This is a genomic window from Adhaeribacter terreus (genome assembly GCF_042657365.1).
Taxonomy (GTDB): domain Bacteria; phylum Bacteroidota; class Bacteroidia; order Cytophagales; family Hymenobacteraceae; genus Adhaeribacter_A; species Adhaeribacter_A terreus.
The window spans coordinates 411,902-425,162 of sequence record NZ_JBHSKT010000004.1; the positions used below are offsets into that span (position 1 = coordinate 411,902).

10 protein-coding genes are annotated in these 13,261 nt (G+C 46.2%); 7 read left to right on the forward strand and 3 right to left on the reverse strand.

What is annotated here, in order from left to right; all coding sequences use genetic code 11:
- Nucleotides 1-105 precede the first annotated feature (105 nt).
- The 3 genes from ACFPIB_RS09295 to ACFPIB_RS09305 all read left to right on the forward strand — a co-directional run bounded on the left by ACFPIB_RS09295 (nucleotide 106) and on the right by ACFPIB_RS09305 (nucleotide 4,783).
- A complete protein-coding gene (locus tag ACFPIB_RS09295; RefSeq protein ID WP_378017168.1) occupies nucleotides 106-825 on the forward strand; it encodes a glycosyltransferase family 2 protein in 720 nt (239 codons plus the stop codon).
- A 61-nt stretch (nucleotides 826-886) separates the two neighbouring features.
- Nucleotides 887-2,404, forward strand: a complete 1,518-nt coding sequence (locus tag ACFPIB_RS09300) for a DUF2079 domain-containing protein (protein WP_378017169.1) — start codon at nucleotides 887-889, stop codon at nucleotides 2,402-2,404.
- 108 nt (nucleotides 2,405-2,512) lie between these two features.
- The gene (locus ACFPIB_RS09305) at nucleotides 2,513-4,783 is read left to right on the forward strand and encodes a DUF6311 domain-containing protein (RefSeq protein ID WP_378017170.1); all 2,271 of its coding nucleotides are present in this window, start codon (nucleotides 2,513-2,515) and stop codon (nucleotides 4,781-4,783) included.
- Nucleotides 4,784-4,930: 147 nt separating this feature from the next.
- Here ACFPIB_RS09305 and ACFPIB_RS09310 read toward each other — a convergent pair whose 3' ends face one another.
- The gene (locus tag ACFPIB_RS09310) at nucleotides 4,931-6,805 is read right to left on the reverse strand and encodes a DUF6311 domain-containing protein (protein ID WP_378017171.1); all 1,875 of its coding nucleotides are present in this window, start codon (nucleotides 6,803-6,805) and stop codon (nucleotides 4,931-4,933) included.
- A gap of 193 nt (nucleotides 6,806-6,998) precedes the next feature.
- Between ACFPIB_RS09310 and ACFPIB_RS09315 the strand changes: the two genes are divergently transcribed.
- The 4 genes from ACFPIB_RS09315 to ACFPIB_RS09330 all read left to right on the forward strand — a co-directional run bounded on the left by ACFPIB_RS09315 (nucleotide 6,999) and on the right by ACFPIB_RS09330 (nucleotide 10,624).
- Complete coding sequence (locus ACFPIB_RS09315; protein ID WP_378017172.1) at nucleotides 6,999-8,441, forward strand: aldehyde dehydrogenase; 1,443 nt, start codon at nucleotides 6,999-7,001, stop codon at nucleotides 8,439-8,441.
- 68 nt (nucleotides 8,442-8,509) lie between these two features.
- Nucleotides 8,510-8,830, forward strand: a complete 321-nt coding sequence (locus ACFPIB_RS09320; protein WP_378017173.1) for a DUF3817 domain-containing protein — start codon at nucleotides 8,510-8,512, stop codon at nucleotides 8,828-8,830.
- 30 nt (nucleotides 8,831-8,860) lie between these two features.
- Entirely contained in the window at nucleotides 8,861-9,673 is an 813-nt protein-coding gene (locus ACFPIB_RS09325) for a hypothetical protein (protein WP_378017174.1), read from the forward strand.
- Between the two features lie 222 nt (nucleotides 9,674-9,895).
- Nucleotides 9,896-10,624, forward strand: a complete 729-nt coding sequence (locus ACFPIB_RS09330; protein WP_378017175.1) for a hypothetical protein — start codon at nucleotides 9,896-9,898, stop codon at nucleotides 10,622-10,624.
- A 95-nt stretch (nucleotides 10,625-10,719) separates the two neighbouring features.
- On the opposite strand, the gene ACFPIB_RS09335 is transcribed toward ACFPIB_RS09330, so the two are convergent.
- Together ACFPIB_RS09335 and ACFPIB_RS09340 are read right to left on the reverse strand one after the other, a co-directional pair.
- Nucleotides 10,720-11,724 (reverse strand): glycosyltransferase family 2 protein, encoded by a 1,005-nt coding sequence (locus tag ACFPIB_RS09335; protein WP_378017176.1) that lies wholly within the window; start codon nucleotides 11,722-11,724, stop codon nucleotides 10,720-10,722.
- The gene (locus tag ACFPIB_RS09340) at nucleotides 11,708-13,261 is read right to left on the reverse strand and encodes an ArnT family glycosyltransferase (RefSeq protein ID WP_378017177.1); all 1,554 of its coding nucleotides are present in this window, start codon (nucleotides 13,259-13,261) and stop codon (nucleotides 11,708-11,710) included. Before ACFPIB_RS09340 ends, ACFPIB_RS09335 begins: the two co-directional genes overlap by 17 nt.

Consider the following 13,261-nt stretch of genomic DNA (forward strand, 5'->3'; position numbering starts at 1 on the left):
GTTTTTTACCGCCGGAAGATTTCGGGGAGATTCCCTGCAGTGTTTGGTTTTTGTGTTATCTTTGCGGTTCTTTTATCAACTTGTTACCCTAATATTATTTCCCGAATGCCTGCCCACGCTTTAGATATCGTTCTTCCCTGTTACAACCCGATACCGAACTGGGCACAAAACCTGGTAAACAACGTGAACAGCCTGCGCCAGCGTTTGCCCGATACGGAGCTGCATTTGTACCTGGTAAACGACGGCTCGAGCAAAGGCGTAACCGACGAAGACCTGGTTTTTCTGCGTAAAAACATAGCGTTTTTCAACTACATTCATTACACCCAGAACGAAGGAAAAGGCCACGCATTGCGCGAAGGCGTGCAGCAAACCAAACACGAATTCTGCATTTATACCGACATCGATTTCCCGTACACCGAAGACAGTTTTCTGAAAGTTTACGAGCTGCTGCGTTCCGGAGAAGCCGATATTGTGGTAGGCATCCGCGACGAAGAATATTATGCCAGCGTGCCGCCAACCCGGGTTAAGATCAGCAAAACGCTACGGTTTTTTGCTAAAAAAATGCTCTCGCTGCCCGTAAACGATACCCAGGCCGGCCTGAAAGGTTTTAACCGCAAAGGCCGCGAAACCTTCCTGAAAACCACCATAGACCGTTACCTTTTCGACCTGGAGTTTTTGTTTGAAGCCAATAAGCAAAAGAACCTGCGCATAAAAGGCCTGAAAGTTACGCTGCGGCCGGGCATTATTTTCTCCAAAATGAATTCTAAAATTCTGCTGGAAGAAGGCTACAGTTTTGGCAAGATCTTTATGAAGCGTTTTTTCTAACCGGGCTTTTTTCGGCAGCAAACCTTCCGGTTTTTACTGCTTCTACCCTACCGTTTTTTACATGAAATTTTCGAAACTTGAAGCTTTTTCCGACAAACACCAGCGCCGCATTTTAATCAGTATCCTGGCGTTTTTCGGTCTGTGCTTTTCGCTTCTTTCGCTGGGCAACCATTACTTTTTCCGCACTTATGCCTACGATCTCGGGCTTTTCAACAACGCCGTTTACGATTACGCTCATTTCCGCTGGAACGACAATACGGTAAAGCTTTACAACAACATTCTCAGCGATCATTTTACACTGCTGCACATTCCGTTCTCGCTTTTCTACTGGCTTTTCGGCTCTTATACCTTACTCATTTTCCAGATTGCGTCCATTATTTTCGGAGCGGTGGGCGCGTACCGTTTCCATTTGCTGAAATTCGGAAAACCATTGCTGAGCTTTATTTTGCTGCTGCATTTCCTGAGTATCTGGGGCATTTATTCGGCGCTGGCTTACGATTACCACGATAATATTATTGCAGCCATGATGGTGCCGTGGTTTTTCCTTTATTTCCACCGCCAGAAATGGGCAAAAGCCAGCTTGTTTTTCCTGGTAATTCTCATCAGCAAAGAGAACATGGCTTTGTGGGCAATCTTCCTGAGTTTAGGTTTGGGAATGATGTATTTCCGGAATAAAGCCCATTGGAAACGCGCCTTGCTTTTTGCGTTGGTTGCGGCCGTTTATTTTATTGTAGTAGTCAAATTTATTGTTCCGGGCCTAGCCGTTGGCGACCGCAGCTACGATTACGTGAACAAATACGCCGTGCTCGGCAACGGTTTCTCGGAGATCATCACCAATTCGCTTACCAACCCGTGGCGGATCATAAAACTGCTTTTCGTAAACCACACCCCGGAACCGGAAAACGACTGGGCCAAAACCGAGTTACACGCCATGATCGTTGCTTCAGGCGGCTGGTCTTTGTTGCTCCAACCGGCTTACCTGTTCATGCTCATTCCAATTTATGCGCAAAAATTATTCAGTAACCACGCACTGGCCTGGGGAATCAATTACCAGTATTCCATTGAATATGTGCCGGTTATAAACTTTGCACTGGCCGCTACGCTGGGCTGGTTTTCGGCGCAACGCCGGGTTTTGGTAGCTTTGTTTATGCTGGTGCTTACGGTTGCGGCTACTTTCCGGAGCTTCGATACCCGCATAAGCTGCTGCCTGGATAGGCCGGCCATTCAGTTTTACAAAAAGAAACATTTCCGCCGCTTTTTCGATGTTTCTGAGGCGTACCAGGCTTTAAAACTCATTCCGGATGGCGTTCCGGTAAGCGCTTCGCCGGTTTTTGTACCGCACCTGGCCAACCGCGATTTTGTTTTTGAACTGCCTTTTGTCGGAAATTCGGAATACGTGATGTACCTGCAAAACGAATACCCGGAAAAAATTACTGACGCAGCTGAACTGAGTCTTTTGCACCGGGTAGAAAAATTACAGGCTTCGCCGAACTGGGAACTGATCTACAACCAGAATTTCATTTTAATTCTGAAGCGCAAACCCGGTACGCCGCCCGAAGAACCGGTAACTTTCAAATAATCTTGCCGGAAAAAACTGTATAAAAACCAGGCAAAAAACTGCCCGAAAACAATTCTGACCCGCGAATAAACCAGCTTTATTATTCGCCCAAACGTTAGCACCCCTGCAATGAAAAACCGGATAGCCATACCAATAGTAATTTTGCTGAGCCTGGCTTTATTATGGCTGCTTTTCGGAAATGTGCTGTTACAGCCCGGCCAATACATGTTCGGTTACCTCGAAGACGGCACCAAAAACTACTACACCGCGGCTTATTTCATTAAATACAACCAGGGCTTGTGGTTTACCGGCCTTAATTATCCGTTCGGCGAACACATAACCTACACCGATAACCAGCCGCTTTTTGCCGTACTGCTTAACCTTATAAACCAACGCATTTCGCCGGTCGCCGACCATACCATTGGCATTTACAACGTTTTTATGCTGGGAAGTTTGGTGGCTTGCGCGGTTTTCCTTTTCCTGATCTTAAGAGAAATAAAGCTGCCAGTCTGGTACGCAGTTTTGGCAGCCATTATCATAGCGTTTTTATCGCCGCAACTGTTTCGCATCCGGGCACATTACGCACTGGGCTACGCCTTTTTCATCCCGATGTTCTGGTACTTCATCATCCGGATCTTCCGGGAGCCGAAAGCGATGATCTGGTACGTAGTTTATGCAATTGCCGGTTTGCTGGCGGTGTTCATTCATCCGTATTATGCGCTTATAAACCTGCTTTTGCTCGCTTCTTATTTGCTGGTCTATTACTTTCAGGAGAAGAAATTTCAGAAAATTAACGGCAAACTTTTCATCGGACTTTTAGCAGCCGTTCTGATACCGTTATTGGTTTTCCAGGTTTACATGAAACTCACCGACCCGGTGCTGGACCGCCCGGAATCGCCGTACGGTTTCACGGCTTACCGCACCAGTTTCAAGGCGTTATTCTTTCCTTTAGAAGCGCCTTTGCAAAAATACTGGCAGGCGGTTTTCGGCGATAAAGAAGTGATCTGGGAAGGTTATGCGTACGTGGGGCAGGCGGCTTTTGTCGTGTTTTTGCTTACCCTTTTCAAGTTCTTTAAATTTGGAAAAAAGAAACGCTGGAAACGCATTTTCCGGCCGGCTTTGCCTGCGCCACTGCGGGTTGGTTTGTGGGCTTCGGTGCTGGTGCTGCTTTTTGCGTTGGCTATTCCTATTAAATGGGGTCTGGAAGGCATTTTAGACATTGTTCCGCCGCTGAAGCAATTCCGTTCCATCGGCCGTTTTGCCTGGATCTTCTATTACGTTTTCTCGGTTTACGCCGCTTATTATCTTTTCCAGTTAGCGCGCCGTTTCCGGCTGCAGCACAAACCGGTTTTAGCTTTTGCAATCCCCGGAATTTTGCTGGCTTTCTGGACTTTCGAAGCCGTGAATAATGTTTATCAGAAAGCGCTTACCATAAAAGAAAACCGCGTGGCTGCCAGTTTTAACGGCGAAACCGGCAACTACACCCAACTGCTTCAAAAGCACAACCTCAAACCGGAAGATTTTCAGGCCATTTTACCGCTGCCTTATTTTAACGTAGGCTCCGAAAAGATCACCATTTTCCGCAACCCCGAAGCCGCCAACGAAGCCATGCGCGCCTCTTTGCACACCGGTTTGCCCATTGCCGCCAACCTGCTTTCGCGCACCTCGCTCAGCCAGGCTTTACAGCAATTGCAGTTACTCAGCAACCCGTTTACTCCAAAGGAAATTCTGCAAAAATATCCTTCTCAAAAACCTTTATTACTACTTGTTATACCCGATTCATTACAATCCGCGGAAGCAAACCTGGTAGCCAAAGCAAAGCTTATAACCGCGCAGCCACATTTCAGTTTATACCAACTTCCGCTCGATAGTTTATATGCCTCTTCTAAAAATAAAACAGCCCTACCGGAAGGTTTAACGCAGCAAAATGGCCTGTATGTGAACAATAATCCCGGAATGGTGATCCGGAAAGATTTTGCTGAAAACGAAGGAGAAGGTTTGTTCGGGAAAGGTGCGCTGGCTTTAACCGAACGCAAAACCATGCTGCTTGATACGCTTATTAATGTGCCCGCAAACGGTTTGGAATTTGAATTTTCCTGCTGGGCTTCGGCGGTTACGCCCAACATGCCTTCGTTAACTTTGGAAGTAAAAAACCCGGCCGGCGAAGTGCTGCGCGAAGAAAAGATTTACTTCAACGCATCTACCGAAGTCTGGAACAACTGGCTATTTTCCCGCCACGTTTTCAGCGTTCCGGCCGGCAAAATGCAGCTTACCATCAGCACCAAAAGCAAAAAAGCCACCCTCGATAACCTGCTGCTCCGCCCGGTTAAAACCGACGTTTATTTTTACGGTGGCAAGAAGCAGATCTTATTCAAAAATAATCTACCGGCGTCGTATTAAAGGCATGTTACTCTTAGAAAATGGTAGGGTTTCCGGCCATAAAAGTAGCTTCTTATTATCTGTAAATCGAAAACTCGAACAAACGAATAATCGAAACAAAAACGCTATGATTTCGGGCTTAAAAACTATAGCGTTCTGTTTTCAGATTTACTTTAAATAAGCTTTATACAGCACATAATCGCCTTGCTGCGCCAGCATTTTCCAGCCTTTTTCTGCCGGCAGGTTTTCGCCTTTTTTATAGGCCGTTAATGCGGGTTCGCGTTTCAGATCTTTGTAAAATTCATTCTTGCCGTTGTAATACGCCCGGTTGTAAATTACTAAAACCGGTTTTTCGTTCATCCGGTTGGTTAAAGCGGTATCGGGTTTGGGAGCCAGGAAAATACTGAGCAAATGCTGTACCTGCGCCGGCGGTGTACGCGATAATTTACTGGCCATAAGCGGCAAACCAGTTACTTCCGAAAGCTGAATGGTGCCGCGGTAAAATGCATCGTCGGGGAAAAGGCTGATGTCGTAATCTTCGGAACCTTCGTGGTAAAACGGAATGGGCAAAATTGCCTGATATTCCTGCGGAGCAATATTGCCGGCAAGGCTGCGCATAAATTGCAGGTGCTTCGGGTGGGACATCACGTTTTCACCTTTCACTTTCGAAATGTGTTTCCGGAGGTCGCGCATATCGATGGCTAAGAGCAGCAGCAAACCGGGCACCGCGAGCAGTTTTAGCCAAAAAGGTTGCGTATAATGTTTCCAGACGAAGCCCAGCCAGTAAACCGCAGCAATGTTGCAGAACCAGAAAACGATCCAGGCAAACCGCGAAAGCACCCGGAACTGCGTTACGATTTCCGAGAACTGGTGAATGTAAAAGAACAGGTTAAAATAATTGGTGAACGTAAATGCGCCGCCAAAAAATGTGTAGGTTTCGCCCATCGCAATGAATGTGCAACCCAGCGCCGAAAGCCCGAAAAGCCAAAGAAAAGCGCTTTTTGTTTCCGGATCTTTTTCGGCCAGTCGGTTTATTTTTACTAATCCGGATTTCAGCAACAGCTTCATGAGCAGCCAGATAATAAAACTTCCCAGCACAAAACCACCCAGATACAGCCACGATTCGTAGGGAATTTCCGGGTAGCGCAGGAATTCCAGTTTTAGTTTATTGTAAGGGTACGGCGTAATAAAAGCTTCCAGGTTCAGTTTCCAGTCCAGGCGGTCGTAACCTTCGGCAATGCTGCGGCGCAAATGGTAATTTTCATCGGGCAACCGAATAATGGCCAAAACCACCGCCGGCGGAATGAACACATTTATGAGCCCCAGAACCACAACCCAAACGTTAATTTCGCGCTTTTTAATGAAACAACGCAGGAACCAGAACAGGAAAAAGAAGCCAATGAACGACAGATTCAGCAGCAGGTAATACATGTGCAGAAAAGAACTGAGCACCAGCGTAGCCACCAAAGCAGCAGAAATTTGCAATGTTTTCCGGCGATCGGGGAAATGCTGAAACAGCTTTAAAAGCAGATAAACCACCAGCAGCAACACCCACGAAAACGACAGATTATAATGCCCGAGTTTCAGGCGCAGGATCTGTGGACTGATCCAGGGCAGGAAAAATGCAGCCGCAAAAGCAATGCCCCGCGGCGTATGCAGCAACCGGAAAATCCGGAATAAAATACCCGACGCAATAGCCAGCCCGGCTACCATAAACGCATTGTGCAGCGACAGCGCATACGGCGTAAGATCGAAAACCCAGCGCGAAAAAGCTTTTACCAGCGCAGCAAACAAAGGCGTGTTGTCGGTGTATAAAACGTTATCGCCGAAAGGATAATTATGCTGCGTGAAATGGAAGAACGGTGCGCTTTCGGGTTGTTTTAGCCAGGCGTAATACGTGAAATAATTCTTCAGGCCATCCCAGGAATTTACCAGCAGAAATTCATCGGAGGTGCGCAGCACATCGCGGAAAGTGATAAAAATAACTACGGCTTGTACCAGCAAAAGCGCCAGCATAAAAACGTTATCGCGTTTACGAAGCATCAAATATAGAATAAGCGAATTGCAACAAGTGGCAAAGGTACAATTTATTGCACCGGTTAAAAAAAACGCTATGCTTTTGGCCCCAAAAACTGCCCGTCGGTGTTAATCTGAAAATTTGTAACTTTACTTTTAATTCCCGGAGATCTCAAAGCATTTTCAAATCTCCAGATTTTCAATTTTCCAAATCAGAGCAATGTTCCGCATTCAGAATTACATAAACGGCGAATTCCGCGCACCACTTTCCGAAACGTACATCGATAATTACAACCCGGCTACCGGCGAAGTGTATTCGTTAATTCCGGATTCGGATGCGGCCGATGTGGAACTGGCGGTTCTGGCAGCAAAAGCCGCTTTCCCGGCCTGGAGCAATACTTCAGCCGAAAAACGCGGCAAAATGCTGATGAAAATTGCTGCTTTGATCGATGAAAACCTGGAAAAACTGGCCAAAGCCGAAAGCATTGACAACGGAAAACCGATCTCTTTAGCCCGCACCGTAGATATTCCGCGCGCAAGCTCTAATCTGGAATTTTTCGGCACCGCCATTCAGCATTTTTCTTCAGAATCGCATTACATGGAGGGCACGGCTATTAATTACACGCTGCGTCGTCCGTATGGCATAGCCGGTTGCATTTCGCCCTGGAATCTGCCGCTTTACCTGTTTACCTGGAAAATTGCGCCTGCATTAGCGGCTGGAAACTGCGTAATTGCCAAACCTTCGGAAATTACGCCCATGACGGCTTATTTGCTTTCGGAGCTTTGCGCGGAAGCGGGTTTGCCGGCCGGCGTTTTAAATATCATTCACGGTTATGGCCATAAAGTAGGCTCTGCCATCACCGAAAACCCGAACATCCCGATCATTTCCTTTACCGGCGGCACCAAAACCGGCGAAACCATTGCCAGAGTTGCGGCTCCAATGTTTAAAAAACTTTCGCTCGAACTTGGCGGAAAAAACCCGAATATCATTTTTGCGGACTGCGACCTGGAAAAAGCTATTGCTACCAGCATCAATTCTTCGTTCGCCAACCAGGGACAAATTTGCCTTTGCGGTTCGCGCATTTTTATTGAGCGCAGCATTTACGAGCAATTTAAGGAAGGCTTTTTAGCGAAAGTACAGGAGCTGAAAAACGGTAACCCTTTAGACGAAAAAACCAAACAAGGCGCGGTAGTTTCGCAAGCGCACATGGAAAAAGTGCTTTCTTATATAGAACTGGCCAAAGAAGAAGGCGGAAAAATTCTGGCCGGCGGCACGCAGGTAAAACTGGACGGCGAAAACGCGAACGGCTGGTTTATTGCCCCAACGGTTATTGAAGGTCTGGCTTATAACTGCCGCACCAACCTGGAAGAAATTTTTGGCCCAGTGGTTACGCTTACGCCTTTCGATACGGAAGAAGAAGTGCTGGAATACGCCAATTGCACTGATTATGGTCTGGCCGCCACCATCTGGACCGAGAACCTGACCAAAGCCCACCGCGTGGCGCACCAGATCAAGTCCGGAATTATTTGGGTAAATTGCTGGTTATTACGGGACTTACGCACACCTTTCGGCGGCATGAAGCAATCTGGCGTGGGCCGCGAAGGCGGTCTGGAAGCGCTGCGGTTTTTTACCGAGCCGCAAAATGTTTGCGTGAAATTATAATAAACCTGAAAATCAGGCGTTAACGACTTTAATAATTAAAAAAAACTGCTCTCACAATGAACAAATTTATGAGTACTGCCCTCGGACGGCTGCGCCTGATCGGTTTACTGGAAGGCCTATCTTTTATCGTTTTGCTGTGCATTGCCATGCCGCTGAAATATTATTTTGAACAACCGCTGGCCGTAAAATACGTGGGCTGGGCACACGGCGTACTGTTTGTGCTTTACATTGCGGCCGTTTTTCAGGTGGCCGTGCAGCGCCGCTGGTCATTTATGAAAGGCATTCTGGCGCTGGTTGCTTCTTTAGTTCCCCTCGGCACTTTCGCCTTCGACCGGCAGCTGGTTCGGGAGCAGCGCGAAGCTGCTTATCAGAGCAAAGTTGTGGCTTAGTTTTTTAACCCAAAAACATACCGTTTTAAAATGGAAGCAAGGAGAATAAGAACCGTATTATTTTTCATTGCTTCCATTTTTCTTTTTAGCTGTCAGCGGAAAGAAGATAATCGTTTGGCAATTTTAGCTTTACAGACCGCTTGCAAGGATACTTGGGCGGATATTGAAGCCCTCACTGGTAGTATTAGACACGAAGTTGAAGTAGGAGGCAATCGGAAGGCCGACATAAGAGTCCTTGATTTATCTAAAAGGATCTCTGAATGGAAAAACCCGGTGTTGCCTACCTTATCAGTCTCTGGCCTTAAGCAATTTTCAGATTCTACTTACAATAGTACTTTAGCAGAAAAATTAGAAAAGGCAGACCAAGAAGAATGGAAAAGAATTTCTACTGAAATTGGAAAAGCAACAACCTACTTACCGCTTGAAATAAAATCCGCCTCAGATTCTTTAAAAATATACCAGATTCTATATTTAATCTTAAGGCAGGAACTATTGTATCACTCAGCTTTGGCCGCCAGAGTTGGAGGGAATGACTGGTTTACTACTTCCATTAATTCACAAATCCATTACAAAGCAGGAGATACAGTTAAGACCCTCATAAGTCTTTCCCGGTTTGAAAATGATAATATAAAGTACAGGGCAGAACCTATAAGAATATACCTTAACGATACTCTTATCAATATTAACTCTACTACAGAATACATTGGTAAAGTAACATTAATAAAATTTCCGGCTATACAAAAGGGCACGTATAAAATAGAAGGCACCTTTATAACCAAGTATCCAGCAAGTAGACAACAAAAAATCGCCAAAATATTGAGTCGCGAATTTAATGTAGAGTGAAATTTTTAAAAGTCTGCAAAAACCAGTTTTGCAGACTTTTTTGCATTAAAACCATAGCGTTTCAGCCGTAAAACCTCACAGGTTTCAGAAACCTGTGAGGTTTGGTTCAGACTTTTTCAACCTGAAACCATAGCGTTTCCCAGCTGATAAAATAACACGGTTTTGCGCAGGTTTTCCGGAATTTGAATAACTTAGCACACCCGTTCTATTCTGTGATTTATCATGAAACGCTTTCTTCCTTTCGCTTTTGGTTTGCTGCTTACTTCCTGCGTGAGCCCGTACAATATTTCTAAAATTACGCCGGCCGAAGAAGACACCAACTGGGCCTGGGGCCGGGAATTTATGCACAAAACCATGGATAGCGTGGTGGTGAAAATTGCCTACGAAACCAACGACCGCAACAACGCCATTTTTAACGTGGAAATCGAGAATAATTCGAGCCGGCCGGTTTTGGTTGCCCCTGAAAGATTCTGGTCGAATATGAGCGGTGCCAATCTGCCTAAAGACATTATCCAGCTGCAAAAAGCCGTAGATCCGGAAAGTTATTACCTGGACCTGGCCAAACAAAGATCGCGGCAGGAAGCCGAAGAAATGAACACGGCTATTAACCACGTTACGCTTTCGCTGGTAGAAACAGCTTCGGCGGTAGCCAGTATTGCAGATGGGGAAACGCCCGAAGAACGCGAAGAACGGCAAATGGCCCGCGCAGAATCTGAGCAAAACCGCGAAATTGATCTGTACCGGTTAGAGAACAAACGCATTTCGCTCAATGACCGCAAACGTTTTTTAGACCAGACCATTCTGCGCAAAAGCACCTTGCCACCCAATTCGGTAATTTACGGCGAAGTTTATTTCCAGCGCCACGATCTTGCCACCAGCTACGAGATCAACATTCCGATAAACGACAAACTACTGAAATTTCATTTTAAACAAAGCATCGTAAAGCCGTAAATAAAAAAAGCCTAGTAGCATTACCAGACTTTTTTGTTTTCAAACCATAGCGTTTTGCGGGTTTATTATGCTTAAACCATAGCGTTTTCAAATAACTAAAATACCTGCGCGTGCTGCGGCATGGTATCTGGTTTGGTTTCTACGTTGGTATCGGAAATGATATAAAGCGGCCGGCCGCGTACGTTATTGCTGATGCGGCTGATGTACTCGCCGATAATGCCGATGGAAATTAGCTGAATGCCACCCAAAAACAACACGCTCAGAATAGTAGAAGTCCAGCCGGGAACGGTGTCGTGGGAAACAAAACGGGAATAAAGCGCATACAGCATTACCAGGAACGCAATTCCGGAAACCACAAAACCCGACATGGTAGCTACTTTCAGCGGAAAATCGGAGAAAGAAGTAATGCCATCGAGCGCGAAGCGGATCATTTTGCGGTAGGTGTAACCGGTTTCGCCTTCGGCCCGTTCGGCACGGTCGTATTCTACGAAAATTTGTTTAAAACCGGCCCAGGATATCTGCCCACGCAGGAATTTATTGCGTTCCGGCATGTTGCGGAGCACCTGCACGATCTTGTCGCTCATGATCCGGAAATCGCCGGTATCTACCGGAATTTCCACGGAAGTAATGTTGGCCAGAATGCGGTAGAACCACTTGGCAGTAAGCAGCTTTAAGTAGCTTTCCCCTACCCTTTTCCGGCGGCGCGCATACACCACTTCAAAACCTTCCTGCATTTTTTTATACAGATCGATAATGAGTTCCGGCGGGTCCTGCAGATCAGCGTCTATAATTACAATGGCTTTGCCGCGCGTATGATCTAAACCGGCGCTTACTGCAATCTGGTGGCCGAAATTGCGGCTGAAGTTGATGAATCTGACTTTTTCGTCGCGTTGCGATAGCGTTTTTATAAGCGCCAGCGAGTTATCGCGGCTACCGTCGTTCACAAAAATAAATTCATACGGTTCACCCAGGGTTTGCATTACACCCGTGAGGCGATCGTATAAATTGAAGATATTTTTTTCTTCGTTGTAAATAGGAATAACCACCGAAAGCTGCAGGCTTTCCTGAACGGTTGGCATAAAGCTATTCATTGGTTTCATGGTTATTTTTTTTCTGAACGATACGATAAACGCGGCTGCTGTAATATTGATGAAGCACTTCAGCCTCAAAATTTGCTTCGAGCAAACTTGAAAAAGCCGGGTTGACCAGCACTACAATTTCGCCGGGTTGCAAACCAGAAACACTAAACTGATTGGCTTCGCGGAAGGTGTAGCCCTTTTGCTGGTAAGCCAGCTTATAATAATGCGAAATGGCCGGATATTGGTCGGCGGGTTGCAGCAAAGTGATCTGTTTTTCCTGTGGAAACTGTTTCTCCAAAAGCTTCAACGCCGGCCCGAACATCGATTCCGGGTACTTTTCCCCCATTTCCGCTTTATCTTTAAGGTAATATTCCAAAACGGCGTTATAAGGCAACAAGCACAAAAGTAACACCGAACCGGTAAAGAAAAAAGCAGTATGTTTCACGTTTAAAAGCTGCGCGGCACCTTGCAGCAAAATGGTTACGCCCAAAGCTATCAGCACCGCCATAAATGGGTAAGCCGGGGCATCGTACCAGTAAAGTTTGGTTTGGGCCGTAGAAATAATGAGCAGATAAAGACCCAGCAAAACGATTGCCAGCACCGCAAATCTTTTTACCACCACGGCGCTTTGCCAAAGCAGCACCCAAACAGACAATAGTAAAACCGGTAGCCAGAACTTATATTTCTCTTTCCTGATATTCTGGAGATACCAGTCAGCGGGGTGTTTATGAAGGTCGTCTAAAGCAGTTAAATAGCGGCCACCTAATTCATTTTCGTAAACGGCCTGCAAATAGCCTGGATTCATGGTTTCACGCAGAAAATAGTACCCCAGGCCTAAAAAGAGAAAAAAGGCAACGCCCGCGTAAAAAGCCGGTTGGCGCAACAAGGTTAACAATTTGCCCCGATAAATTATGTAGATGAGCAGCGCCGGTGCACACATTAAGCCGGCTACGCCTTTGGTGAGCACCGCAAGCGTTAAGCCCAGCACGCAGAACCACCAGTATTTTTGCTTGTTTTCTTCTAAATAAAGGAAAAACGTGAATGTATAAAGCACAATAAAAAACACCAGCATGGCATCGTAATCGGCGGTTCGGGCTACGTGAAAGATCATATAACCTTTACTCGAAACCAGGATCAGCACACTTAGCGCTGCTATTAATTTGTTTTTAAACGCCTGCAGCCCAAACCAAAACAGCAGGAAAAAGGTACTCAAAACTGCCCCAATGGTTGGCAAACGAAGCGCCAGTTCAGAATAACCGAAAAGTTTAATGCTCAAAGCCATCAGCCAGATCTGGAAAGGCGGCTTGGTATTCCACATATCGGGGTTACCCTGAAAATACGTTACGATCAGATTCCCATTGGCTACCATTTCGGCAGCATTTACGGCCTGCCGCGATTCGTCCCAGAGCATGACCGGCAGCGCCGAGATCTGCCATACCACCGGAAAACCAACCAATATTATAAACGGTACCAGCCAGAACAGATCTGCCACTGTAAGCAGGTTCCTGTTGCGGGCCAATAACGTTTCGGAAGGATGAATAGAGGTCTGTACGGCCAT